This window comes from Bacillus sp. KH172YL63 (genome assembly GCF_011398925.1).
Taxonomy (GTDB): Bacteria; Bacillota; Bacilli; order Bacillales; family Bacillaceae_B; genus Rossellomorea.
The window spans coordinates 3,940,001-3,966,385 of sequence record NZ_AP022842.1; the positions used below are offsets into that span (position 1 = coordinate 3,940,001).

Genomic DNA, 26,385 nt, shown 5'->3' on the forward strand with positions numbered 1-26,385 from the left:
ACCCTAACCTTTTGATCCGTAGTCAAACGCTCTATCCAATTGAGCTACGGGCGCAAGATGTAATTGTTGTTTTGTTCCTTTTAAAGCACCTTATGGAAAGATATTTTGCTTGTGCAAAAATCTATGGTGCCGAGGACCGGAATCGAACCGGTACGGTAGTCACCTACCGCAGGATTTTAAGTCCTGTGCGTCTGCCAGTTCCGCCACCCCGGCTAATATGGAGCGGAAGACGGGATTCGAACCCGCGACCCCACCTTGGCAAGGTGGTGTTCTACCACTGAACTACTTCCGCAAAACAAATGGTGCGGGTGAAGGGACTTGAACCCCCACGCCTCGCGGCGCCAGATCCTAAGTCTGGTGCGTCTGCCAATTCCGCCACACCCGCAAATTGTAAGTCATTGAACTTACATAAAAAATAATGGTGAGCCATGAAGGATTCGAACCTTCGACCCTCTGATTAAAAGTCAGATGCTCTACCAACTGAGCTAATGGCTCTCAAAAACAAAATGGTGCCGGCAAGAGGACTTGAACCCCCAACCTACTGATTACAAGTCAGTTGCTCTACCAGTTGAGCTACACCGGCAAGTGAATGGTGGAGGATGACGGGATCGAACCGCCGACCCTCTGCTTGTAAGGCAGATGCTCTCCCAGCTGAGCTAATCCTCCGTTTATTGCATTGTTCTCTACACAAAAGAAAAATGGTGACCCATACGGGATTCGAACCCGTGTTACCGCCGTGAAAGGGCGGTGTCTTAACCGCTTGACCAATGGGCCGTTTATTGTCATGTCCGTTTTGGACAAGTATTAATATATCATCTGATTTCGTAGAAGTCAACTTCTAAATTATATATTTTTTAGCATTGGCTTTTAAGTTTTCCAGAAAAAAAGATACCATATAAATACTGTTCTCCGCAATAACTTATTTGGTATGCTCTTCGTTTTTTATTAATGAAGTATTTTAGGTCTTTCCAATAAAAAAACTTGAGAAATGATTCCTCAAGCTTTCAAATCCAACATATAAAATTTTTACTGCAGATAATTTAATACCTCATTTACCACTGAACCTTTCATCCCACCACCGACTTGATGTACGTGAAATGAAGATTTATCAGCAATAGTATTTATTTGAGACTGATCTAAACCTTCTTGAGATAGCAATAATACCGGTACGCCCCATTTAGAGGCGAGTGGACCTGCAGAAAGGGCGTCGACCAGTTTCATAGTTTCTGACTTGGCTATCAGGACTGTTTGATAATGGTCATCTTTATAAAACCTTTCTATGACCTTAGCATTCGTTTCGAGACGCGTCTTGCCACTGATTCTGTTCTTCGAGACGTTTGTAGCAGTAATGTCATTAAATGAATCAATGATGTTCTGTCCTAGAACCGATGCACCTCCAATGAAAAATGCTGTAGACATGCCTTCAGTCTTCAACCAATCGTACGTTTCTTGTGGGACAGTTTTTTTATCCACTAAGATAATCGGTTGTTTCTTCACCCCTGAATAGGCAGCAATGGATAATGCGTCGGGCTCTCCTTTTCCATAAGCCAGATAAACCTCATTCACATCTTTGACTTTATCAAGCTCTTTGGCTAGAAGCAACGAGGTTTCGTAACGGTCCCTCCCGCCAATCCGAGATACGTCATATCCTTTTTTCATTAGCGAAGCTTTTACTTCTTTAGAGATAATACTACTTCCCCCGACCAGTACAATTTTCTTCGTGCCCAGTCTTTTTAATTCAGAAACTGTCTCTAAAGGAAGTTTATCTTTTGTAGTGAGTAAAATAGGAGCGTCATTGGCGGCTGCCAATGGCGTGGCGGTCAACCCGTCGGCTATCGCGCTGCCATTCACTAAATATACAGTGTGTGAAGCATCCCACCCTCTCGTTGAAACTTCAACAGCAGTGGAATACCTGGTATTTCCTATTAATCTTTTTAGTAGCGGCGCTTGTCTTTGAACTTGTACTTTTGTCGAAGAACTTTGGTTGCCTGCCTGATCTACTGCAACGATACTTACCTCGGTTGCTGGTTTCAAAGAATCAATGTGAATCAAAAATTCTCCTGAAAGATCTGCAAATGCCTGCCCTATATCGGTTGAGCCAATTTTAGCATATACCATGGCTTCCGCTTCTGTTTCTCCTGTGATTACAGTTGAGTGTACACCTACTGAATGGACAATCGGTTGAGAAGGGGCGGTTTTATCTTTCACTGTAAGAATAACTGATTCGCTTTCGTTCCCAGCCTGGTCCGTTGCAAAAACTTTTAATTCTGTACCAGCTGATTGCTTAGGAATTTGCACGGAGAATGAACCATTCGCTGAACTGATTCCCGAACCGATCAGTTTAGTTCCTGACTTCACTTTAATATTAGCTTCATTTTCACTTTTCCCCTTTACGGTTGTGTCACGATCCGCTACCTCATTTACTGTTGGAATCGGCGGAGGTGTTCCATCCCTTACATTTGCAACTGTTTCTATGGACCTTCCATCCAAGTTCATAGTCACCACTATCAAAGTACCTGCTGATTGCCTAGGTATCGGTATTTTAAAATACCCATTACTAGCATACCCACTGCCAATCACTTCACCATAAACCGATACTTCAATATAACTTTGTACTTTACTCTCAACCGTTCCGCTCACATTTTCAGAATAATCATATACATCTGAGACGCGAGGAGGGATAAGGGGATATTCCAGCTTCAGTGCCTTTCTGGCATTTACCCTTCCATGGCCATAATAAATATCTTTACCAGTCTCCCCCAGATCATCAGCACTTTCATACAGACGTTCCGCTATCTCATCATTTGTTATCGACGGATCATTCGCCATCAAAAGGGCAGCCACTCCTGCCACAACAGGCGATGCCATAGAAGTACCACTCATATATCCGTAATCAGAGTTGGAAAAGGTTGAGTATATTCTTGAACCCGGTGCCGAAATGTCGATATCATCACCATAATTGGAAAAAGTCGATTTATTATCATATTCATTGGTGGATGCCACTGAAATAACATTGGGATATGAGGAAGGATAGTGGGGGATACCCAAGTTATCGTTACCAGCTGCTGCAATCACTAGAACACCGTTATTGTGTGCATATTGGATCGCTTCATTATATGAACTGCTATACGAATAACTCCCTAAACTCATATTAATAATATCTGCCCCTTTATCTACAGCGTAATAGATCCCTTCAATCACATCAGAAATATATGCATACTCAGTAGTGAATACATCAATGGGCATGATACTTGTTGATGGGGCAATCCCTACCGCTCCTACACCGTTATCCATGGAGCTTCCGATGATCCCTGCTACGTGGGTGCCGTGGTCTCCACTGGAGAGTGTATAAGGACTGTCATGAACAGTATCATAAGGTGAAACGATATGTTGATTCAAATCTCTGTGATACAAATCAATCCCATTATCAATCACCGCAACTACCACATCCGATGAGCCAATCGTCTGATCCCAGCTTCTTTCGGCCTCAATCACACCTTGGTACCATTGAAGACTGTAATAAGGGTCACTCGGTGTATATTCTAACTCCACTAGTTCATCAGTCTCTGCGTATTCTACATTGGGATTATGCTCCAAACTTTTTATAAAGTCTTCTGCCTTTTGACCATCAGGTACATCCACTGTACTAAAGGGCTGACTCTTTCCTTCTGAATTCCCCAACAGATTATCCCCACTTACGGCAGACTCTTTAAACTTTACAATAACTCGCTCCGGCAATTCATTCGCTGTATCTTCCAAAGGACCTTTTGCTTCCGCAACGGTTGGAGAATACAAAGGCAAAATGGCTAACACCAATATCATCACCCAAGCAAAGATTTTTCTCATTAACAATCAAACCCCTTTATAACTCCCATTTTATCAATTATCCATTTTTAGGTATATTCTCACCGTACTCATAGCCTACCTTTTTATCAATCTATTACACATTATTAGACAATAAAGCAGGGTATTTCGCTAATAAAAAAACAACCGAATGCCGGTTGAATTTATTAAACATTCGTAATCTGAGATTCGAGAATAAAAATGGCCGATTATCTACAATAATCAGCCATTTCACTTAGATTGCCTGAGGAAAAGCAGTGATAATCCCTCGGGATTGAAGTTCGCTCTGCGCCTTCTCATCAGCAGGACGGTAACCCTTCTCAAGTAACTCTTTAATATAGATTTTATTATATACAAATGAAAAAATAATACCCGGAATCCATGCTCCAAAGCCAAATGTAAAGAATCCTACTACACTAGCTATAATGAACATAATTACAGCCCACTTTAAATCTCCTCTAATGAGGGCAGGAAAGAATCCAAAAAAGAACGTAGTCCAACTGAATCCAACTTTTACTTCCTTGGTGACACCTGCTTCATTCTTCAATTTCACTTTCATATTTACACCTCCTATTATCATAGTACGAATAGATTATACTACAAACTTTGGAAAATGATATAAATTATTACAAAACAGTTCATTTATATGTATTTTAATCAATTCAGTACTTTCCATTATCACTCTTCTGTTCGCCCCTCCAGCACAAGTCTAACCACCTACACAATCAATGATAATGTCCCTCACTAACTAACGAATATATAGTAGCAATAAAACTTCGCTGAGTACTTGATACATTGGGGCATGAGTTCCCCCACCCCCTTGAAAAAACTTCATATCTGACATAGGGTTGTCTTGATTAATGGCAATAAAAAGAGGAACAAGTGCAGGACCTGTTCCTCAAAGAGTGACACGATCCACTTGTTGACGCAGTTGAATCATGTTATTTTTTAGCCGTTTTGATATCTCACACAAAGCTTCAATGGACTTCCCTTTGTGATGGCTGAGCTGGTAGACGATATCATCAAAGAGCAGCTCCATCTCTTCATGGATGGCCTTCGCTGATACATTGTAAAGGTGGATATTGGCGTAGCCTGTTTGATCAAAGATGGCTGAATCTATGTAGGGCTTGAAGCTCTCCAGTAACGAAGGGAACCCGACGGTCAACCTGGTTAATCCATCTCTGAGTCCTTCAATGGTGGCTGCCAGTTCGTCAATCGGCTCCAATGCAGAAGATACGTATGAACGGATTTTATCATCGAAGTCTGAGAAGATACCGAGAAGCTTTCCAGGAAGCGTACCACTTAATGCAATGTTCATCGCACCTTTGATTTGTGCTGATATCAATTCCAGCGTATTCTCAATGGCGAATGCAAGCCCGGTCAACCCACCTAGCAACGGAAGCAGCAAACGGTGTGAAACTCCTTTGAAACCTTCAAACGATCCTTCCAATATTACATCCTTCACCTTCATCCCTATAAGCATATGATCAGAGGTTTGAAGGATATATTCGTTTTTCTTCGGCATCACAACATGATGCTGGACCGCTGCCCCTGATGAAATACTGGCACTTAAGGAGGCATCACGCGCTCTAAAGTTCTCTCCTAATTGCGAGACCTGATTTTGAAACTCTGCAATGTTACTATTCAGCTTCGCCGTATTATGGTTGATAATCTTATAGTGTGCGAGTATGTCGTTTACCAGAACATCCTCAAGCGTCTCCTTCCCTCCACTAAACAGCTCTGGAATTTCTTTATGGATGATCTTCTGAAGGAAGCCGGTCAGATTTGCAATTTCATCTTTGAACGCCACTAATTGACTCCGAGCCTGCCCGAAAACACTCTCAACACTGATGCTTCTGTTGAATAAGTGTTCTACCAATTCGACAGGCGGGGAGTTCAGCACGCCATTAAGAGACCGGCTGGCATTTTCAGCCATATTGACGAGAGAAATAAGGTGGTCGATTTCTGAGGTCAACCGGTGACTGGTTGTCGTAATACCGATAAACAAGGGATTCCCAATCATATGTTCGAAGGAATCCTCAAAGATCATCTGCAGCCGGCTTAAACGTTCAGAATAGCGGTCACCTTCGTGCCTCGCAATATCTTCTGAATGGGTCAAATATTCCTGAGCATGTTTCAACCTCGACAACACATCCCCTCCCATGGCTTCAGCCAATAGATTGAGATTGTCACGATTGATTTCGATTCTTTCTGAATGGCCGCCATAAAGAGGTTCTCCGGTCCAAATGCTTGTCATGATGTGGGCATCGGCTTCGTCATAGATGTAGCCATGACCTGGGGAATCAGGCTGACCAATTTCATACTTTCCACCCTCGATATAACCGGTATGGTTGTTTTTCAGAATGTTAAATCCTTCACCAGTCTCTGGTATACCTGTTGAAATATCATATCTCTTACCAGGGATGCGTGAATCGAGATTCAGGGCGATGAGCGTGCCTGTCAGGACATCATAGTTGGTGAAGTAGTTGGTGATGTTGTCGTAGTTTTTGTTGGGATCCACCATCCCTTTTGGGAGGAGGGCAGGGTTAAGCGTGACAGATTTCACTTCTGGATGGGTAATGGCGACAGAATTGGCCAATGGCCCACCTAGAGAATTTCCCGCAACGGATTTTACTCCTCCAATAGATTCATATTTTTGGTTCATCTTATTATAGTACTCTTGGGCTGCTTTCAGTTGGGGAAGGGAAAGGTCACTAAGTAGTTGAGCATCGGTTAAAAGGTCTTGCTTTCCGTTGTCGGCTGCTGCATCCGTTCCTACATAGATTATAGAAATTTCCCTTGACTTCTGATTAATAACCGTCATTGCATCCAAGCCCGTGATGTCTCCATATACTGTATCTAATACCAAATAATCTATTCCATTTACAGTTAAAATTTCTCGCGTAGGGGCACCCTTATAAGCGTGTAATCCTGCTAGTTCAACTAAATTCTTATCATTATTTACTGCTGTGACTCCGATTTGACTGTTTGGACTACTCATTAAGTCATACCCCCTTACTCTTTAATAATTTCATTTGGGGTCGTTTTTTCTAGCGAATTTTCTTTTACCCCTTCAAACGACTGTTTGAGGACTGTATTGTCATTGACGAAAATACTGTATGTTCCTTTTGGTATATCATCCATGCTTTCAATATCGTTTACAACTCTATTAAATACTTTTTCATCCGGGTCAGTTTCTTTATTTTTCATAAATAAATTAATGACTACCTCAAAATAAGTTGGATTAAATACTTGTTCATTGTAAGCAGCCCTTAGTTTTTCTTTACTAACATGAGGATTTTCCATATATAGCTCATAAACTGGTTTAATTGCTTCATCATTTGAAACGGAAGAAGATAAAAAGTAATAAGGTGTCATATAACCAGATCCACCAACATTTTGAAGGGAATCAACGGTTCTCCCCGTAACAGGTTCGTCATTGATTACCTCCTTTAAATATTCATCCAACCGATCAAACTCGTCTTTAAATATATTCCTGTATAAGCCTTCTGTTATGGCACTTTCCACCTGTCCTTCTTGAGAAAACACACGGTCGGACAGGATTTTTTTATTTGATTGATCAATTGGAACAATGGCATACGTATAAAAATGTAGCGGATTAGTTGATTCCACAAACACTGTCGCTCCGTCTACATTGCCCACAATATTATGAACCTTTACATCAGTCTTATATTCTTTCAAGAAAAAATCTTTAACCGCCTTTTCTACTTCTTCACGATTCTCTTCAGCAATTTTGTCTGTTTCTTCCCCGTTCTTAAGGGTGTATCCTTCCCCGTTGTATTCCTGCACGCTTACATACTGATTTACAACTTGTTTTTCAGTGCTCTCTTTCTCATCTACACCATTACCATTCGCATTATTCATATTCATACATCCTCCAAGAAATAATGAAAGTCCGATTCCGTATATGATCCACTTATTTTTTCTGTTCATGAATGTCTGATCCTCCTAATTGGATGGGTTCATTTAAAGAATTATCTTTATATTGTATAAAAATCTGTAAAGTATTAACAGTTTATTCGGTAAATCCATTATTCAATTAGGGAAAACAGGAAAAAAGCAGCACCCACAATCTCATTCTTCGTTTCTTTTATCCTATTTAAATCGGTAAGGTTAACCCATGCCTTCAGACTCACACACCTGTATAATTACCCCAATTATTCAAATTATAACCTATTTAAATTAGATGGTTAAAGATCGAGTCATTAGTCCAAATGGGAATTCCCTAGCATTTTCAAGAAAGCACTTTTATATTTATATAAACAATTTGTATATTTCTATTTCTGATTGAGAAAGGGCGGGACCAAGTGCTCCCTTCCGTTCATATTGTTTTGAATCTTGTCTGTTCCATTTAATTCATGCTCACCGGCCAGGTGCATTATATTTCATGGCTGTTATGTTTTTGTAATTTCGTCATGTCTAATATCACCTTTATTTAGATTTGATTACTTCCGTCCTAATCGAATTATCCTTATATCCCTCGAATGTTTCTTTGTGTACTCCATTGTCATTGATAATGATTTGATAAGTCCCCTTAGGAATTAACTCCATACTTTCTATATCAATTGAAATTTTTTCTAGAATGCTTTTACTTGGAGACACCTTCTCTTCCTTCATAAATAAAATAATGTTAATGTCTAGGTATTCTTCATTAAATGATTCTTTATTGAATGCACTTTTTAGGTCTTCTATTTTGGTATTAGGATTTCTCATATATAAATCAAACACTGGCTGTATTGCCTCATCACCATAAAAAGATGTAATAGTATAATTTGGTGTCATGAATCCTGATCCACCAACATTCTGTAGCGATTCAACAGTTCTTCCCACAACCTCTTTTTCAGATACTATTCCCTTAAGGTAATTATCCAGATTCTTAAATTCTTCTGCGAAAATCAGATGATACAAACCTTCTCGGATCCCTTCTTCCACAGCATCTTCTTGAGACCTTACCTCTTCAGATTTAATTTCTTTCGTTTTCTGATTGATCGGAACAATGGCATAAGAATAAAAGTGTACAGGCCCAGTCGATTCAACAAGTACCGTCACTCCATCCACATTCCCTACTAGATTATGAACTTGAACCTCAATCTTATATTTATCTAAAAAGAAATCCTTAACCGCTTTTTCCACTTCATCACTTTTTTCCTCAGCAATCTTATCGTTCTCATCGCCATTATTTAGAAAATAGCCTTCCCCTTTATACTCCTGCACACTTACATACTGATTTTCCACTGCATCCTGCCTATTCTTCTTTTCATCCACACCATTACCCAGATTCATACATCCTCCAAGAAATAATGAAAGTCCGATTCCATATATGATCCACTTATTTTTTCTGTTCATGAATGTCTGATCCTCCTAATGGGATGGGTTCGTTTAAAGAATTATCTTTATATTAAAAACTTGTAAAATATTAACAGTTTATTCAGGGAAATTCAATTAGGAGAACAAACGAGATATGTAAATACAAATTCAAGACAATGAGAGTCCCAAGAGAAAATCATATTTGGTCGATTCCTAGTATGTCTCACTTTCCATTTTCAGCTATTGCGTTTGTACCAACATACACTATTGTAATTTCGCTTGGGGAATCATTTCAAACTGTAAATGCATCTAGGCCAGTGACTATTTATTTTTTTATAATATAATCCGGGTCTGCCCTTTCAATAGTAGTATCTTTATCTCCGCTCCCCGTAACTTCACCAATCATATTGTCATGCAGAAGAAGATTATAGGCCCCATAAGTTAGCCCTTCCGCATTTTCAATAACTTTCGCAATTTCATCTAGTTCTTCGGTGGTCGGATTTGAACCTTTTTTGTTCTTAAAAAGTTGAATCGTAATATTTATTGACTCAGGGCTTAATTTCTCTAAATTCAATTCCTTGTACTCTTCCCTCGTAGTGTTAGGATTTTCTAAATAAAGTTCAACGATTTGCTCTGATAATTCCATATCAAAAAGTGAAACAAAATAGTATTCATTTCCAAATCCGAATGATTTAGTATGATTAATTGCTTGAATGGATTCCCCGGTATATGGATAATCTTTTATGACCTCTTCCAATACCCTATTCAACTCATTGAACTCATCTTCATATATCAACCCATAAACCCCAGAAGAAATGGCATTTTCCACCTCTCCTTCTAATGAATAAACCTGGTCAGTGAGGATCTTTTTCTCTTTTTGGTCTATGGGTACTACTGCATAGGTATGGAAATTTGGCCTACCAATCGACTCAACAAATACACTAGCTCCATCAACATTACCTACAATATTATGAACTTCGACATCCGTTTTATATTGTTCTAAGAAAAAACCTTTCACAGCCTTTTCCACTTCTTCACGGTTCTTTTCTGCAATTTTGTCATTTTCTTGGCCATTTTTTAAAGAAAATCCTTCCCCATTATATTCCTGAACACTTGCTAAACGATCGCTTTGATCCCCTGCATTCTGCGAATTCTTCTTCTCATCCACACCATTACCCATATTCATACATCCGCCAAGTAATAATGAAAGTCCGATTCCATATATGATCCACTTATTTTTTCTGTTCATGAATGTCTAATCCTCCTGATTGGATGGGTTCATTTAAAGAATTATCTCTATTACAGCGCCTGCATCTGTGCCCACAAAAATGACTGAAATTTCTTTTGTATTTAGGTTTTCAACAGTTAAAGCATCTAGTCCAGTTGGATCTTGATACAAGGTGTCTTTCACCTCATAATCATGTCCATTTACCTCAACAACTTTATGCCTCGATAGCTTCTGGTAAGCTACTAATCCTGCTAATTCAACTAAATCCCTGTCCATTTCAACTTGGTTTACATTTGCTATGTCTTTAGCTTCTATCACAGGCTTCTCTATTTTATTCATATTAACCACCTATTCGTTACGAATAATTTCCTGTTCAATTGAATTATCTTTGAACCCTTCGAATGATTCCTTATGGACCCCGTTATCACTTACTGCCACTCTATATGTCCCTTTCGGTAGAGCGCTCATTTGCTCAATATCACTTACTACACGGTTCATAACCTTTTCACTTGGTTCTGCGTTTTTTTCTTTCATAAAAAGCATAATATTAATTCTTAAGTGATTAGGATTAAACGATTCACCATCATACACTTCTTTTAATGCATCATTTGATGTTTTATGGCTTTCCATGAATAAATCATATACAGGTTTTATAGCTTCATCGCTATTTAAAGATGACATAGAGTAATAAGGTGTCATATTACCCGCCCCCCCAACATTTTCAAGGGACTCAACGGTTCTTCCTACCACTTCTTCTTCTGAAACAACCTTCTCAAAGTACGCGTCAAGGTTCTTAAATTCCTTCTCGAATACCAATCTATATAATCCTTCACGAATTCCTCGCTCCACTTCACCTTCCTGGGTACTCACATTCCTAGTCATAATTTCTTCTGTTTCTTGATTAATTGGAACAATGGCATAAGAATAAAAGTGCACAGGGCCAGTTGACTCCACAAAAACCGTCACTCCCTCTACATTTCCTACTAAATTATGAACTTTAACCTCAAGCTGGTAATTCTCTAAAAAGTAATCCTTAACAGCCTTTTCCACCTCTTCACTTTTAGCCTCGGCAATCTTATCGTTCTCATCGCCATTGTTTAAAAAGTAGCCTTCCCCTTTATACTCCTGCACACTTACATACTGATCTTCCACTTCATTCTGCGTATTCTTCTCACCCACACCATTACCCACCTTCATACATCCTCCAAGAAATAATGAAAGTCCGATTCCATATATGATCCACTTATTTTTTCTGTTCATGAATATCTGATCCTCCTAATTGGATGGGTTCATTTAAAGAATTATCTTTATATTGTATAAAGGTCCGCAAATTATTAACAGTTCATTTAGGAAATACATTATTCAATAAGGAAAAACAGGAAAAAAGCAGCAATCTTAATTCCACTCTTCATTTATTTTTCCCTATTTAAATCGGTAGGAAAACCACAATAAACCCAACCTCATTTACATTTTTTTAGCTTCTTGACCTGCTAATTGCACTAAGTTTTTATCATCACTATAGACGATAGAATTTGTTTTATCCCTAGTAATTTGTTAACTGGTCATTTATTAAACCACCTTATTCTTTTATGATCTCATCGGGGGAGGCTCGTTCAAGGGAATTATCTTTAACACCCTCAAAGGAATCCTTATGAATTCTATTATCATTCACGAAGACACTATATGCCCCCCTTGGAAAATCATTTGAGCCCTTTATATCTTTGATAATTTGATTAAAAACCTTTTCACTTGGTTCCATACCTTCTTCTTTCATGAAAAGCATGATGGATATACTTACATCTTTGGGGTCAAATGCTTCTTTTTTAAACGCTGCCTGTAATTGCTCAAAACCCGCATCAGGATTTTTTATATATAGTTCATATACAGGTTTTATTGCCTCATCTTGAATTGGTGATGTTGAAATGAAATAGTAAGGAGTCATATAACCATCCCCTCCTACATTTTTAAGGGATTCTTTTGTCCTTCCAACAACTACTCCTTCAGTTACGATCTTCTCAATATAACTGTCTAATTGGTTATATTCATTATCGAACAATCGTCTATATAAGCCACCTGTTATTGCACTTTCTACTTGACCTTCTTGGGACCAAACCTCAACAGATTGAATTGGCTGATCACTCGAATCAATTGGGACAATAGCATAAGTATAGAAAGAAAGAGGGCCAGTTGACTCTACAAACACTGTAGCCCCATCCACATTACCAACAATATTATGAACTTTGACTTCTGTACTATATTTATTCAGAAAAAAATCTTTTACCGCCTTCTCAACCTCTTCTCGATGTTCTTCTGCGATTCTGCCGTTTTCCTTACCATCTTTTAATGTGTAGCCTTCCCCTTTATACTCCTGCACACTTACATACTGATCTACCACTTCATTCTGCGTATTCTTCTTCTCATCCACACCATTATCTACATTCATACATCCTCCAAGAAATAAGGAAAGTCCGATTCCATATATAATCCACTTATTTTTTCTGGTCATGAATGTCTGATCCTCCTAATTGGATGGGTTCATTTAATTAATATCGCATAGAAATTTGTACATGATTAACAGTTCATTTTTCAATAAGAGTATCTGCCAGTTCCTATTCTTCTCACAGGCATTCTCTTACTCCAATAGAATCTACAATTACATAAATACCTCCTCTATCCAAAACCTAATCTACAAATATAGAAATTTATGTAAAAAAGGGCAATTCGCAAAATCACCCCAACCTTTTTAAGCAGTTCAATCCCAAACGGGTGCCGGCTTCCGACTAAGAGAAGAAAAGCATTTGATACCAAGACACCCCACAGTTAGCACCGTTATTTTTCACCCCCAAAAAACAGAAGGTCAGCTACCCTAGACATTCTCAACTTTTCAAATTTCCACTGTTGAGACACCAGTGAACCAATCCCTATATATACTTCTCGCCCTTAAAAAAGCCCCGATCTACCTTTCATTTAGATGATATTTTCTATAAGAAAAAACATCCTCAATATAAATGGTGTATTACATCATCCTTAGAGTAAAGAAATTAAAACCAAATTCACCCTTCTAACCCCCCCGCGAAATTTGTCGATATAATAATGTAGATATATTTTTTAAGGGGTATGACAAGTATGAGTGTAAGATTATTGCTCTCAGGAAGCTTTGCACTGCTGATATTGGTTCTGTCAGTAGCGCTAAGTTATACAATCAGCTTCCAAGCATCCAATGAAGTGAAGAAAGAGATCGGTTCTTCCCTTTCAAGTATTGCGTTTCAAACGTCTGATCATTTGGAGCGTTTTATGTGGGCAAGAAAAGGTGAAATAGATATATTAAGTCAGCTCGATGTCATCAAGGACCCTGATGACCATGAGGAAGTTTACAATTTATTGAGTAAGTTAAAAGAATCATTCCCCTCCTTTTCATGGGTGGGATTGACCGACGAAAAAGGAACGGTGCTCAGCTCGACTGACCACCTTCTCGAAGGGGCAGACATTTCTTCGAGACCCGTTTTTCAGGAAGCGTTGGAGGAGACGTTCATCGGTGATGTCCATGATGCTAAATTACTTGCTGATAAACTGCCGAACCCGACTGGGGAACCGATTCAATTTGTCGATATCAGCACGCCCATTGAAAATCACAATGGGGATTTTATCGGCGTCCTCGCCACCCATTTAAGCTGGGAGTGGTCAAAGGAAGTAGAAAAGGCCATCCTGGATTCGGTGGAGCAAAAAGAATTGGAACAGCTTCAGGTCTTCATCATCAGCCGGAAAGATCAAATCGTGCTTCTTGGACCGAAGGAGATGGTCGGGAAGCCATTAACGCTTGCCAGCATCGATTCGGCGCAAGACGGCGTCAACAATTATATGATCGAAAAGTGGCCAGATGGTCAACATTATGTCACAGGGTTCCATAGCGGGAAAGGATACTTGGACTATGAAGGGCTCGGCTGGACCGTACTCGTGCGTCAGCCTGAAGATGTCGCATTTGGGGCGGTCCACGATCTGCGGAAGAATATCATGTGGATCGGAACGTCGATTGCCTGTATGTTTGCCGTGATCGGCTGGTTTTTGGCAGGGTTCATTTCAAAGCCGTTGCAGAGAATCTCCAATGCATCGATCAAATTGAGAAACGGTGAAGATGTATCGATCCCGCAGATCAAAGGCATCGAAGAGATCCATATGCTTTCTTCCTCACTTCACGAACTAATCACCTCTTTGCTTCATACCGAACAGAAGCTTGGAAAGATGGAAGAGTTGGCTCAGCACGATAAACTGACGGGGCTGCCCAACCGGATCGCCCTGGAACTGTTTTTACCTGAAGCAACCTTGAAAGCAAAGAAAGAAAACGTGATCCTTTCCTTTTTATTTCTGGATTTGGATGGTTTCAAGGCAGTCAACGACTCCCTCGGCCATCATGCCGGAGACCTGTTGTTAAAGAAAGTCGCAGACCGAATCAGGAACTGTATGAGTGATGACAGTCGTCCTTTCCGGATTGGCGGAGATGAATTCCTTGTCGTGATCGACGGTCCACAGGAAAAAGTTCATGAAATGGAAATCGAGATATCCGGAGAAATCATCGCTAAGCTGAACGAACCCTTCGAACTCGATGGGGAAATTGTACAGATCGGATGCAGTATCGGCGGGGCTTCCTGGCCACAGGCTGATCCGGATCCCCAGAAAGTGATCCGCTACGCAGATCTAGCGCTTTATGAATCTAAGAGGGAAGGGAAAAATAGGTGTACGTTTCATCAATTGCAGCCAGTATAAGGGGAGCAGGGGGACGGTTCTCCTGCTCCCATGGCTACCTATACAAAAAAGAAGCAAAGGAACCGTCCCCTCGCACTAGAAGCAAGCGTCATGGGTAGGCATGTCTCAGTCTCCCTTCTCATAAACTGTAAATAAAAGAAGGGAGTTGGTTTCATGCTTGAGTGGAGCGCCGCCGTTGCAGCTGTCGCCTTTACCATTCTTGTCATCTATTTCATTTTGACATTACGAAAAATCATGGCGACATTGGATGACACACAGGAAACGCTGTCTGAGGCAAGGGCTGCCGTTCATGGCATCACAGAGGAAGCAGAGGAACTGATGCATACTGCCAATCAAATTTCCGTTGATGTAAAAGGAAAAATGGAAGCTGTGGACCCTTTGATTGAGTCGGCCCATGATATCGGGGATATGATCCATGATGTGACAAGCTCGATGAAAAGGACGGCCCTGCAGAAGAATAACCGGAAAACCATTCACCCAAGGGAAAACACACCTGTGCAAATTAAGTTGAAGTAAGCAAAAAATGGGGCCAGACCAAGGCCTCTTCTTTTGCTTATGAATACTTGTTGAGTCAGTCACACGCTTTTTTAAAAGCAGTATAACAACTAAAAAAGATATACGAAAGCAAGGGGACGGTTCTCCTGCTCCCATGGCTACCTATACAAAAAAGAAGCAAAGGAACCGTCCCCTCGCTTCCCCCCCTCACCCCATCTTCATCCGCCAATTAATCTCCTTCAAATCAAACTCCTCATATCCCTGCATCTTCCCCCACTCCTTCATTTCTTCATGTTCAGGATGGGCGGGGTCTTGAATGATGGAGAGGGATTGTTCATAGCCCGGTTCTGAGCCTACATCTTCAGGCGGGGCGTTTCCTTCTCCGTCCAGGCATATTGGATCATTGGAATTGACGTCGTGGAGCACTTCCTCCAATTCGATAAGATGCTCCCAGTTATCACCGAAGTCATAGGTGTAGATGATCCTCTCCGACAGGAACGGCTTCACCTGATAATCGGTTTCCATTTTCACCGGGTAACCGCAGTCGTCGGTTAAGGCTTCTTCTTCGCATACCAGTTCTAGGCTCGGCGTGATGGATCCGTCTTTTCTCTTCTCATAAACGGTAAAATCATGGAGGTGACTGTCATACCAGCCGAACGCTGCTTGAATGGCAGTGTGGAGCCCTCTGAACGTAGTGTTTGCCGGTACCCTGATCTTCCTCCACACCGAGTGGCCTTGAAGATCCAGCGTCACCTTCAGGACAAGGGCGTCCCGGTCGAACACGGGCTTGCCGGTCATTTCCTCCAGTGCCTTGTACATCGCTTCATTCGGAGAGAAATAAGAATTTCCTCCATCTCCAACAAGCAGCGAACTGATCCACCTGCTCATCTTCACCTGCACAATCGATTCCGGCTCCCAATATTTTTCTGCAAAATGGACCGATTCACATGCTTTGTTTAACCTGGCAACAAGCTTTCTGTCCTTCGTCTTGGCGAACGTGATGTCTGGTGCCCCACTCAAATATTCGTCAATCACCTGGTCGGAAATCGATTCACCGCGGAACACTTCTCGCATTGCCCTCACAATCAGCTCCTGAATATTCTTTCGATCCTTCGCCTTCAATCCATATAGCACGATGGCATACCGGTTTTGGTCATTCACGAGCACAAGAAATTTGTATCTACCGTTCTTTACAATATTGGCGTGCCAGGAAACCAACGGATTCACATTTTCCGCCTCTGTGACAGGCGTGACCTTCAATTCGTCAAGAAGCTTTTTGGTACATTGAATTAGCATAAGGACTCTCCTTTAAGACTTTGTATTTCCAGCATTATATCATGCCCACTCTTTTACATGTCGGCACGATGAAGCATCTCCACGAATGTTTGGAAAAGGATGCTCTCCTTTAACACCGGCACATCTTTCGAAAGCGATTCTCTTAAACACTCCACCAGCACTTCATCATCCCCTCGGCTGCATTTCACTTTATATGGCCCTTCTTTAAAATGAAGCAGACAAGTAGATTGGGGCTGCAATGATCTGAGTGTATGCCTCCACCAATGCAGGATTTCTTTCGCATCCACCCACTCTTCATCGGGAAAAGCAGTGCCGTCAATCATAAAATGAATTCTTGCCAGCTTGTCCCTGTCACTTTCTTTTATCCCTTTTTCTTCCACGATCAGCCTAATGCTCATGCTCTATCCCCTTTAGTAATCATTGCGCGCTTTTCACAACTCTTCGATTTCTCCATTTCCGACCCTTACCCTATCTACTTCTTCCACTGATCTATTCCCTTAGCTCTTTTAATCAACCAATCTAACAGACTCACTTATTACGGTATAATATTCCTGGATTTATTTCTATTAAAAGGAGGTCATCCCCATATCTGTTTCTAGAATATTAAAATGGACGACAGGGGCGTTTGAAGCTGTGCTTGGCATTCCATTGCTTGGGGCTACTATCATCATCAGTTTCTTAGGGTTCCCGTTAGTCATCATGCTTGTACTTCATATCACAACCCTTGTGCTCACCGTCAGAGATAAAGGCGCCATAACCGGGAGTATCCTCGGGGAGCAAGGGGACGGTTCTCTTGCTTCCAAATGAACAGAATTTTAGAGGAAGCAGCAGAACCGTCCCCTTGCTTCCCCTGCTCCCCCTCCCACTAAACCTTAAACACCAAACTCGGAGAAACCCCTAGTATTCTGGCAGCCTGCCTTTGCGACAACCCTGGTATTGTTTTTATGTTTTTGAGTATGGTCATTCTTTCTTCCCTTGGTAAGCTTTTCACTTGTGGTATTTGATAGGAACCAATATGTTTAATAATTTCCACTCTTGCCTCATCATCAGTCAATCTTATGACAGAACTTTCATCCAGGCATTGATCATTAGCATTTCTTTCATTAAATTGTTTGAATTCAGTCCGGGCAATGGGTAGATGGGGAGAAAACATTGATAGGAGATAGTTGGGGTCCAGCAGGGTAGGGGGATAGACAGTCTGTCCATAGTAGCCGAGGCAGCTGCTCCACTTCCATTCATGTGGAAGGGAGACAATCCCTGCCTTTATTGGATTCTGATGAATATATCTAGCAACAGTCAGAAAATACTTTTGGTTCTCTACACGTTCACTTTTAAACCGATCCTGGAAAAGATGACCCGCCGTTCTATATTTAGAGTGGTAATAGAACGCATAGCTTACACCCACCCGCTTCATCACAAGTGAAATACCTTCACTTTCCTCTTTCAACAACAAGTGAACATGGTTTCCCATCAGGCACCATGCATACATGCGAAAACCTGATTGGCTTTTATATCTCTTCAATAAATCAAGGTATTTTATGCGGTCATGATCATCGTGAAAGATTTCCTGTTTATTTACTCCCCGCACAATGACGTGATAGACTCCTGTTTTACTTTGGGTTCTAGCTTGCCGAGGCATCCATCTCACCTCCTTTCACCTTTTGGTATAGGCTCGAGATTTCAGACAGATAAAAAACAATGTTAGTCGGAAGATTGGGTCCTAGGTACACATAGGGAGATTTTTTTCAACTTTAGTCATATCTGAGGGGGAAGTGGGGGCAAGTTAAATTTATCATACTACTCTTATTATGGGGAAGTTTTTGGAAGGAAGCAGAGGAACAGTCCCTCAGCTTCCACCTCAGCTTCCAGAAGCAAGAGAACCGTCCCCATGCTCCCTGCCCCCCAACGCACTCCGCCGAACACCTATCCCCCCCAATATAAACAATCCCCCGATTAGTGAAAGCATAGTCAAAGACAAGGTCCCTCCCTTTTGATAGGGCAGATTCGTGTAATATCCATATTTATGTTCAGACAGACCATTGATCCATTGTGTTTCCATTTTAGACTTATGATCAATCGTGAAATTACTTACCTTCATGACACCATTTTCATTTATGTTGTAAGTACGGTAATTCTGTGATTCAGGCGTCAGGCGAAGGGCCACTATAAAGGATTCCTTCCCGGTTTCCTTATTCACCATGACTTTGTATTGAATGGCATTGGCAAATGCACTCATCCCTTTAGCATCAGGATCAACTACATAGTCTTTCATTTCTGCTTCTGGGTCATCCTTTACTTCAAGAATAATCCTTTCGGAAGGTTCCCCTTCAAGAAATGTATTCATTTTCACTCCATGAAACACCTGGACAGGATATACCTCCCCATCTTCCTCCAATGACTTAAACTCATACTGTTGGTCGAAAGCTCTTTGGTAAAAGGACTCCCTTATCGATTGAATGACAAAGTATGCCGCAATCATAAGAATAAGGGCCCCTAACAGAAATAAGATATGACTGATGTACAACAACCGTTTATTCATAAATTCATCACTCAAATCTATAGATTTTGATAGAAACGATCGATATAATATTAATTCTTTCTCCGCTCTCCATTAACCTTTGGGAACTCTGTCAAATTTTTTGAATATTTTTGTTGAAACCCATTGAATGATGTCTCATTATAAAAGCCAAGGGGCATATCAAATAACAACTTGGTGGTGGAACAATGGATTACTCAGTCATAGGGAAAAAGATAAAAGAAATGAGAAAGGTAGTAGGCATAACACAGAAGGACCTTGCTGAAGAAATCTGTACGCAAGCACTGATCAGCCGTATTGAGAAAGGAGATATTTACCCCAGTGCCACAACCTTATACCAAATTGCCATTAAGCTTGGTGTGGATGTGAATTATTTCTTTGAAATTGGAACTACACCCCGTTTGGATTACATCACAGAGGTGGAGAAGCAATTACGGGATTTAAGAACTTTCCGAAATTACGAGGAAATGATGGAATTGATCAAGACCGAGGAAAAGAACCCGCTTTTCTATAAGGATAACGAGAAATTGCAACTCCTCTATTGGCATAAGGGAATTTATCAGTTTGAAGTGAAGAAAGATCCCGACATGGCCTTCTCCCTTTTAGACCAAGCCTACCATTTAACAGCACATCGAAAAAAAGCCATGTCCGAACGTGAAATGCAAATTCTTTCAAGTAAAGGCTCGGTGTATTTCACCCTAAAAAACTATGACACAACCCTCCATTATTATCATCAAGTGGAAAACGCCATTCATAAAACAGGAATATTACAAGACAAGTCAATTAAAACCAAATTATATTACAATATTGCCAGGGTACTTACACGAAAGGGAGAATTGGCGCAATCGACTGCTTACTGCAAAAAAGCAATTAAATGGTGCTTCTCAGAAGAATTATTATGGGGAATCGGAGAATTGAATTATCAAATCGGTTATAATTATGAGCTGGATCATAAGTATGAACAAGCACTCAACTATTTTCACCGTGCCATGAATATGTTTGAATTGAGAAATGATGCAGCCAATATTACATTTCTTACCGATAAATTAAAGAAATTATCTGGTTCCATACCAACTTAGTACAAAAAAAGGCCTCCACCGTATATAGGGAGGCCTTTTCATTAGAGCATGTTAACCAATATATTAATAGAAGAATCCCTTCACTAACTTAACCCAACCAATAAATGAAACCCAAAGCGGTACACTCAATACCGTCCCCCAATACATTCCTACTATAAAGTTGCCTTCTTTCTTCATGATTCAGCACCCCTAACGTTTATTATCGATTAGAGCTATTGAACTGTGTATCTTTATTATAAGTAGTGATTGGTCAAAACATTGTCGTAATCGCTAAAAAGTTTATGAGTATTTTTATCATATTATAGCGAATCAGCTCTTATCCTTAGTAGATATTTCCCTAACCTCTCCCCCCTCAAACTTTTTCAATCTGTCTCAAGTCCCCCTACATATCCTATCCTTTTTCCCAAATTTTTGATTCTCTAATTAGAAATCCATGCTATACTTTTATGAGACAAAAATTGACACATTAAGTGAGGAATCATAATGAAAAAAGCAGGAATCATCATCGTTGGCGTCATAGGCGTCATCATAGTGGCTGCCGGTATATATTCAGCCTCTCTCTATCAATCAGTTAAAGACACTACAAGCCAAATGCATGAAGAAATCGACAGGGAGAAACCAAAAGCTTCCCCTAAGATTACTGAAGATAAAGATACCCACGCGGAACCCATTTCTCTTTTATTAATGGGGGTGGATGAAAGATCGAACGACCAGGGCCGGTCAGACGCACTAATCGTCATGACATTGAACCCTGAAAAGGAAAAAATGCAAATGATCAGTATTCCCCGTGATACCCGGACAGAAATTGTCGGACACGGCACAACAGACAAAATCAATCATGCGTATGCCTTTGGCGGAACCAAAATGGCTATCGAAACGGTTGAGAATTTCACTAATACCCCAATCGATTATTATATTAAAGTGAATATGGAAGCTCTCAGTTCCCTGGTGGATGCAATGGGTGGGGTGACCGTTCATAATGACCTTGATTGGTATGACGAAGGGTATTACAAGAAAGGCTATCACTATCGTGAGGGGGATATTCAGCTTAACGGACCAAAGGCACTCGGCTATGTGAGAATGAGACATTTAGATCCCCGCGGCGATTTCGGTCGGAATGATCGTCAACGTCAAATCATTGCTGCCATCATAGACAAAGCCTCGAGCGCATCAACAGTAACCAAATTTAATGATATTCTAAACGTCTTGGGAAGTAATGTGAAGACAGATCTAACCTTCGACGACATGATGGATATCCAGAAAAATTACCGTAATGCCAAGAACAAGATTGAACAATATGAAATAAAGGGACAAGGCGGCCTGATTGGTGGAACCTATTACCTGACCGTCCCGGAAGAAGAACAGACCAAAGTAACAGAAATGCTCCAGGATAATTTGAATAATGGTTGATTGAAAGCATGTCTGTGCGACTCCCTTTGAATAGGAACATATTGCCCATAATCACTAAAACAGACCTCTATGCTTTATATTGGTCTGTTTTTTGAATAAATTGGGGTAAAGTTAAGAATGGACATCCTATGTATTCTGCAGTTCATCCCAATACAAGGAAACTTCAGTGAAGAAAAAATAAAGATTGGTCGGTATGAAAGTCAGATAACCATTTATTTTTTGTGAATTTCTATTTGTATAGACCCCACTATTCAGTATGTCATACCGAAACAACCATCCTTCCATGAAAGGTACGTGAACAATGCCTGTCATTTATCATGAGATTCACATCAAAGCACCCATCAATGTCTGCTTTGATCTTGCTAGAAATGTAGATATACATATAGAAACAACCAGCCGCACAAAAGAAAGAGCTATCGGTGGTGTGACATCCGGCCTGCTGGAGAAAGGCGATTTCGTCACCTGGGAAGCGACTCATTTAGGAATGAGACAAACGTTAACAGCTAAGATCACCAAAATGGAAAAACCATATTCATTTACAGATGTTATGGTGAAAGGGGCATTCCACTCATTCACCCATGAACACCAATTTATAGATAGCGGGACAAGGACAATCATGAAAGATACCTTTTCTTATAAATCTCCACTTAGCATTCTGGGTATCATGGTTGATAAGGTATTCTTAGAAAAGTACATGAATTCTTTTATAAGCAGGCGTGCAAAAGAGTTAAAGAGGATTGCAGAATCATAAATCGCTGATCCGAAAATTGCACTTTTAAAAAGACCTGGTGAGATGCAGCCAAGTCTTTGATTAACATTTCATAAGGGGTATTTCTCCAAGGAAAGCAGCAAATCCTTTAAATCATCAATATCCCTGCTTACCCATTTATTTCTGTCTGTGGTACGGATAACCTTTTTGGAAGCAGATAGTAAGGACTCCCTTAATTGTTGAATCGTAAATAGCCCTGAAAATTCTGCTTTTAATGAACCGCCTTCACAGAATGACATTTCCACATGTTTGTCATCTATCTTCTTTGCAAAGACAATAGGCGTACCATCCATGAAATCAAACTCATAGCTCCTTCCAACCTCAGATACCATCAGCCCCTTGCAAGATTTAATCCCCCAAGACAGGATCCTCACAACAAAATCCGACCAATCCTGATCCGGAAAGTAATGATGATAATTAAACATAAAACAAATGGTGCCGGTAATATTCTTTCTTCTTTCTAACGTATTTACATCTATTTCAATCCTCACATCCTGGACCAATCCACCTCCCCCTTAAACAGTTACAAACATCACTTGAAAACATTCTTTCATTAACACTGGATTCTTTTCTTCCATCGCTCAGGAACACCTTTGTATTACTAACATTTCCTTCATTTAACCATAAAAAAGATGTATAGGCTTGTCATGAGACAAGGAATGGATATCCATCAGACTTCTGAGATGGGACCCTCAAAGGCTTGATGTCCTCTGAAAAACGGGCTTTCTCTCCAAAATCGCCTCCGACCATCATTTCTATCTCAATTTCTTTATCATATGTGAATACACTTTACATTTTATGGGTAATTAATCACCATAAACCACCAGGGAAAGGACAAAAGACTTAGGATACCTTCGGAAATATGTGTTCTTTTTCCTATTACCATCCGTTCTTCCATTTGATACCATTTATACTGGAGGAACTATGACATTTATTAAAAAGGGGATGAATCCGTTGTCCTATCTATCATATATGCAAGCTCAGCTCACTGAAAAAAAAGAGCAGGTCAATCGCTTAGAATCCAGTATCCGAGTGCTTGAGAACATACAAAACGAGTTCGTTTACAACCGGAACTCAATAGAAGATCCTGAACTCTCCCCACATACATGGCAGGGCCAGTCAGCGAATGCTTTTAACGAAATTCGTAAAGATATTTCATTGAGCTACAGGGACCTTTATCAATTTCAATTGAGCGAGTCTATCAATGTATTTGAAAATAAAGTTCATGCACTCTACTCTGAGATCCAGGCCCTGCAATACAGTATCTCTCAAGAAATTTCCAGAATAAATGAAGAAAAGAGGAAAGGAGAGAACCACGTTGGGTGAAGAACTTAAAATACGCTACAGTGCTGTAGAACAAGCTGTTACGAACATTGACAACGTTGCTGGGTCTCTTGACGCGGAACTGCCGACGGATGTTGCCAGTGGGAATCAACTGGAGGTAGTTGAACGAATAAATGAACTGAATCATCAATTGAGGGAGATCAGGGATTTGTATAAAGAAATTCTGGCAAAGAATAATCAGTCTGTAAAAAAATCATTAACCAGCATGGAGGAAGCGGACCATCAACTATCTTCCTCCATAAAGCTACCTTAGGAGGGCGAAGGTATGAAGATATTGGATTCACAATCACTACATACCGGTATCGCAAAATTGATAAACAATCTTTCAGCGGAAGGGAAGCAGATTCATGCCCTTCAACGTGATATTGAAGCTTTTATTCATCTTGACGATTCTTTTGAAGGAAAAGGAGGAGCTGCCATCCGTGCTTTCTATGAGGAATTTCATGGGACCCTTCTCTCTGCCTATTCCTATCTATTAGAAGACTTCGAGCGAACCCTTAGCAATATCAAGAGTGCAGCCGAAAACTTAGAGCCCAATCAAACCGGGTATATTCAACAATCATTTCTTTCCCATGACCTAAAAGCATCCTTAAGAAAGAGCGAAAACCTGACACTTGATCTGGTTGATGAAGCTAATTCCACAATCAGCCGGGTCAGTGATATTGTTTACTCACCACTTCTTCATGAAAACCGGTTTACTAGTCTGCAACAACAGGCTCAAAACAAAGTCGACCAAACAGTTGAAGACTTGACTGCATTTGATACCTCCCAAACAAAGGAACTTGATTCGGTCGAACAAAATATTCAGCTATTAAAAAAGTATTTATACGAAGTGAACGGGATGTTTAAGAATGAAACTTTAAACATTCATACTTACGAAAGTTCCATGCTAGATGACTCAAAGTTTCATGAACACGTACATTCATATCAACAAAATCGCAAGTTATCAGTCTTTGGGGACATGTTCCTATCACCATTTGATACTATCAATAGTAAAATGAGTTGGGGAGACAACCTTCTTGCAGGCTATCAAACGCTCTCCGTCCTGTCTGCAGGTGTATTTTCTTCCAAACTTAAAGTTCACTATCTTGGCAGCAAGCCCACACTGTGGCAGAAACTAAGAGGCAAATACGAGTTCAGTGTCAGAACCGATCCTTCTTGGACAAGTAAAGGGAAACACAGCTCCAAGCTGGCGAAAAAAATCCTTACATTTTCAAGAGCAGAAACGCCAAGTAACCCCATGTTAAGACAGTTGCAAAGATTCGTTAAGACGTACGAAAGCCCTGCCCACATATATAAACACGCTGCCGGTTTCCCAAAAAACTTTAATAAGTTAACCGGAACACAGTTAAAGACGAGTATATATAATCGTATGACGACTGGTACTAAAGAGATCATTGGAAATACAGCGAAGGCAAAAGGGCTTACTACAGTAGGTAAAAGAATTCCGATTGTTGGAACGGCCGTTTCAGTTGTGGCAAACTTAGGAGAATTCACCTCTCCCGAAAATGTAAACATGAGTCGCTCCGAGCAATTCGGTCGTTTTGCAGGTGGAGTAGGAACAGACATGTTAGCAATCGGTGCTGGTGCTCAGTTAGGGGCAACAATTGGCAGTGTAGGGGGACCTGTCGGCATAATCGTCGGCGGAGCGGTCGGGGGACTAGTCGGTGGTCTTGCAAGTTCTAAATTTGGTGGCAAAGTCAAGGATGTCACAGGAAAGATCAGCAAAGAAATTGGAGAAGTAGCAACTATGAAGATCAGTAAGATAAAGGATTCTGTAACCAGTTGGTTTAACTAAGAAGAAATCCCAGGAAAAAGGAGAACGATATGTTCTGGACAATAGGCGACACGATTGAAGTTATCAAAATAGGAGTCGGAGTGATCTTGTGTACTCAATTTGCTTACGGCTGTACGATAGCACTTTTAGAGAAAACAATGTTAGGTTTCTATGAGCTTTCGATATATGATCCACCAACTACAAGGTTTCAAAAAATAACAAACGTATTTCAAAAAGGATTGCTGGGTTCCGGGCATTATATTTATACAAAAATCGGAAAATACAATTGGTTCGTGCGCAAGATATTATTCCTAATTGCACTGGCAATTCAAGGGGTTCTCTCAATCACGCTATACTATATAATATCCGGGTTGCTGGAAGGTATTTTTTTATAACGGAAAAAAGGTGAGAAAACACCATGATTAGGAGAATCCTTTACCTTAAGCAAAATCATGCAGGCTCGAAAATATATTGCCTTCTAATGTTACATACACATTATTTTACAACCAATAGTTTTTC

The 26,385-nt window shown here is 40.4% G+C and carries 24 protein-coding genes and 8 tRNA genes (1 of these 32 running past the window's edge); 10 read left to right on the forward strand and 22 right to left on the reverse strand.

The window, feature by feature from the left end; all coding sequences use genetic code 11:
* From KH172YL63_RS20015 to KH172YL63_RS20095, 17 genes are all read right to left on the reverse strand, one after another.
* Positions 1 to 54 (reverse strand) — tRNA-Arg (locus KH172YL63_RS20015); it reaches 17 nt to the left of the window's first position.
* Positions 55 to 124: 70 nt separating this feature from the next.
* A tRNA-Leu gene (locus KH172YL63_RS20020) sits at positions 125 to 213 on the reverse strand.
* Between the two features lie 5 nt (positions 214 to 218).
* Positions 219 to 292: transfer RNA gene (locus tag KH172YL63_RS20025), tRNA-Gly, on the reverse strand.
* An 8-nt stretch (positions 293 to 300) separates the two neighbouring features.
* Positions 301 to 385: transfer RNA gene (locus KH172YL63_RS20030), tRNA-Leu, on the reverse strand.
* Between the two features lie 34 nt (positions 386 to 419).
* A tRNA-Lys gene (locus KH172YL63_RS20035) sits at positions 420 to 495 on the reverse strand.
* Positions 496 to 507: 12 nt separating this feature from the next.
* A tRNA-Thr gene (locus KH172YL63_RS20040) sits at positions 508 to 583 on the reverse strand.
* A gap of 7 nt (positions 584 to 590) precedes the next feature.
* Positions 591 to 666 (reverse strand) — tRNA-Val (locus tag KH172YL63_RS20045).
* A 33-nt stretch (positions 667 to 699) separates the two neighbouring features.
* Positions 700 to 774, reverse strand: a tRNA-Glu gene (locus KH172YL63_RS20050).
* A 252-nt stretch (positions 775 to 1,026) separates the two neighbouring features.
* Complete coding sequence (locus KH172YL63_RS20055; protein WP_173107732.1) at positions 1,027 to 3,846, reverse strand: S8 family serine peptidase; 2,820 nt, start codon at positions 3,844 to 3,846, stop codon at positions 1,027 to 1,029.
* 232 nt (positions 3,847 to 4,078) lie between these two features.
* Positions 4,079 to 4,402, reverse strand: coding sequence for a DUF2628 domain-containing protein (locus KH172YL63_RS20060; protein WP_173107733.1), 324 nt, complete (start codon positions 4,400 to 4,402; stop codon positions 4,079 to 4,081).
* A gap of 339 nt (positions 4,403 to 4,741) precedes the next feature.
* Positions 4,742 to 6,844, reverse strand: coding sequence for an SA1320 family protein (locus tag KH172YL63_RS20065; RefSeq protein WP_173107734.1), 2,103 nt, complete (start codon positions 6,842 to 6,844; stop codon positions 4,742 to 4,744).
* Between the two features lie 14 nt (positions 6,845 to 6,858).
* Positions 6,859 to 7,797: a DUF1672 family protein gene (locus tag KH172YL63_RS20070; RefSeq protein ID WP_173107735.1), complete on the reverse strand. Its 939-nt coding sequence runs from the start codon at positions 7,795 to 7,797 to the stop codon at positions 6,859 to 6,861.
* A 498-nt stretch (positions 7,798 to 8,295) separates the two neighbouring features.
* The gene (locus tag KH172YL63_RS20075) at positions 8,296 to 9,210 is read right to left on the reverse strand and encodes a DUF1672 family protein (protein ID WP_173107736.1); all 915 of its coding nucleotides are present in this window, start codon (positions 9,208 to 9,210) and stop codon (positions 8,296 to 8,298) included.
* A 286-nt stretch (positions 9,211 to 9,496) separates the two neighbouring features.
* On the reverse strand, positions 9,497 to 10,420 hold the full coding sequence (locus tag KH172YL63_RS20080) for a DUF1672 family protein (protein ID WP_173107737.1): 924 nt from the start codon (positions 10,418 to 10,420) through the stop codon (positions 9,497 to 9,499).
* Positions 10,421 to 10,453: 33 nt separating this feature from the next.
* On the reverse strand, positions 10,454 to 10,738 hold the full coding sequence (locus KH172YL63_RS20085; RefSeq protein WP_173107738.1) for a hypothetical protein: 285 nt from the start codon (positions 10,736 to 10,738) through the stop codon (positions 10,454 to 10,456).
* A gap of 9 nt (positions 10,739 to 10,747) precedes the next feature.
* On the reverse strand, positions 10,748 to 11,659 hold the full coding sequence (locus tag KH172YL63_RS20090; protein WP_173107739.1) for a DUF1672 family protein: 912 nt from the start codon (positions 11,657 to 11,659) through the stop codon (positions 10,748 to 10,750).
* 319 nt (positions 11,660 to 11,978) lie between these two features.
* Positions 11,979 to 12,905, reverse strand: a complete 927-nt coding sequence (locus KH172YL63_RS20095) for a DUF1672 family protein (protein WP_173107740.1) — start codon at positions 12,903 to 12,905, stop codon at positions 11,979 to 11,981.
* A gap of 620 nt (positions 12,906 to 13,525) precedes the next feature.
* On the opposite strand from KH172YL63_RS20095, the gene KH172YL63_RS20100 reads away from it, so the two are divergent.
* Together KH172YL63_RS20100 and KH172YL63_RS20105 are read left to right on the forward strand one after the other, a co-directional pair.
* Positions 13,526 to 15,160, forward strand: coding sequence for a sensor domain-containing diguanylate cyclase (locus KH172YL63_RS20100; protein WP_232066067.1), 1,635 nt, complete (start codon positions 13,526 to 13,528; stop codon positions 15,158 to 15,160).
* Positions 15,161 to 15,313: 153 nt separating this feature from the next.
* The gene (locus tag KH172YL63_RS20105) at positions 15,314 to 15,676 is read left to right on the forward strand and encodes a DUF948 domain-containing protein (protein ID WP_173107742.1); all 363 of its coding nucleotides are present in this window, start codon (positions 15,314 to 15,316) and stop codon (positions 15,674 to 15,676) included.
* Between the two features lie 186 nt (positions 15,677 to 15,862).
* Here the strand turns inward: KH172YL63_RS20105 and KH172YL63_RS20110 are convergent, their stop codons facing one another.
* Both KH172YL63_RS20110 and KH172YL63_RS20115 read right to left on the reverse strand, forming a co-directional pair.
* On the reverse strand, positions 15,863 to 16,951 hold the full coding sequence (locus tag KH172YL63_RS20110; protein ID WP_173107743.1) for a plasmid pRiA4b ORF-3 family protein: 1,089 nt from the start codon (positions 16,949 to 16,951) through the stop codon (positions 15,863 to 15,865).
* A 53-nt stretch (positions 16,952 to 17,004) separates the two neighbouring features.
* Positions 17,005 to 17,349, reverse strand: a complete 345-nt coding sequence (locus tag KH172YL63_RS20115) for a hypothetical protein (protein WP_173107744.1) — start codon at positions 17,347 to 17,349, stop codon at positions 17,005 to 17,007.
* Positions 17,350 to 17,584: 235 nt separating this feature from the next.
* Here KH172YL63_RS20115 and KH172YL63_RS20120 point away from each other — a divergent pair, with 235 nt between their 5' ends.
* Entirely contained in the window at positions 17,585 to 17,758 is a 174-nt protein-coding gene (locus tag KH172YL63_RS20120) for a hypothetical protein (RefSeq protein WP_197747083.1), read from the forward strand.
* A gap of 58 nt (positions 17,759 to 17,816) precedes the next feature.
* Here KH172YL63_RS20120 and KH172YL63_RS20125 read toward each other — a convergent pair whose 3' ends face one another.
* Entirely contained in the window at positions 17,817 to 18,590 is a 774-nt protein-coding gene (locus KH172YL63_RS20125) for a transposase (protein ID WP_173107745.1), read from the reverse strand.
* A 219-nt stretch (positions 18,591 to 18,809) separates the two neighbouring features.
* Positions 18,810 to 19,490, reverse strand: coding sequence for a hypothetical protein (locus KH172YL63_RS20130; RefSeq protein ID WP_173107746.1), 681 nt, complete (start codon positions 19,488 to 19,490; stop codon positions 18,810 to 18,812).
* A gap of 185 nt (positions 19,491 to 19,675) precedes the next feature.
* Here KH172YL63_RS20130 and KH172YL63_RS20135 point away from each other — a divergent pair, with 185 nt between their 5' ends.
* The 3 genes from KH172YL63_RS20135 (at position 19,676) to KH172YL63_RS20145 (ending at position 22,727) form a co-directional block, all read left to right on the forward strand.
* Complete coding sequence (locus KH172YL63_RS20135) at positions 19,676 to 20,566, forward strand: helix-turn-helix transcriptional regulator (protein WP_173107747.1); 891 nt, start codon at positions 19,676 to 19,678, stop codon at positions 20,564 to 20,566.
* 480 nt (positions 20,567 to 21,046) lie between these two features.
* On the forward strand, positions 21,047 to 21,976 hold the full coding sequence (locus KH172YL63_RS20140) for an LCP family glycopolymer transferase (RefSeq protein ID WP_442858793.1): 930 nt from the start codon (positions 21,047 to 21,049) through the stop codon (positions 21,974 to 21,976).
* A 301-nt stretch (positions 21,977 to 22,277) separates the two neighbouring features.
* A complete protein-coding gene (locus KH172YL63_RS20145) occupies positions 22,278 to 22,727 on the forward strand; it encodes an SRPBCC family protein (RefSeq protein WP_173107749.1) in 450 nt (149 codons plus the stop codon).
* A 68-nt stretch (positions 22,728 to 22,795) separates the two neighbouring features.
* Here KH172YL63_RS20145 and KH172YL63_RS20150 read toward each other — a convergent pair whose 3' ends face one another.
* Complete coding sequence (locus KH172YL63_RS20150; protein WP_173107750.1) at positions 22,796 to 23,248, reverse strand: hypothetical protein; 453 nt, start codon at positions 23,246 to 23,248, stop codon at positions 22,796 to 22,798.
* Between the two features lie 421 nt (positions 23,249 to 23,669).
* Here KH172YL63_RS20150 and KH172YL63_RS20155 point away from each other — a divergent pair, with 421 nt between their 5' ends.
* The 4 genes from KH172YL63_RS20155 to KH172YL63_RS20170 are packed head-to-tail and all read left to right on the forward strand — an operon-like array spanning position 23,670 to position 26,261.
* Positions 23,670 to 24,071 (forward strand): YwqH-like family protein, encoded by a 402-nt coding sequence (locus KH172YL63_RS20155; RefSeq protein WP_173107751.1) that lies wholly within the window; start codon positions 23,670 to 23,672, stop codon positions 24,069 to 24,071.
* The gene (locus tag KH172YL63_RS20160) at positions 24,064 to 24,342 is read left to right on the forward strand and encodes a YwqI/YxiC family protein (RefSeq protein WP_173107752.1); all 279 of its coding nucleotides are present in this window, start codon (positions 24,064 to 24,066) and stop codon (positions 24,340 to 24,342) included. Before KH172YL63_RS20155 ends, KH172YL63_RS20160 begins: the two co-directional genes overlap by 8 nt.
* 12 nt (positions 24,343 to 24,354) lie before the next feature.
* The gene (locus KH172YL63_RS20165; RefSeq protein WP_173107753.1) at positions 24,355 to 25,887 is read left to right on the forward strand and encodes an LXG domain-containing protein; all 1,533 of its coding nucleotides are present in this window, start codon (positions 24,355 to 24,357) and stop codon (positions 25,885 to 25,887) included.
* A 29-nt stretch (positions 25,888 to 25,916) separates the two neighbouring features.
* A complete protein-coding gene (locus KH172YL63_RS20170; protein ID WP_173107754.1) occupies positions 25,917 to 26,261 on the forward strand; it encodes a hypothetical protein in 345 nt (114 codons plus the stop codon).
* Positions 26,262 to 26,385 lie beyond the last annotated feature (124 nt).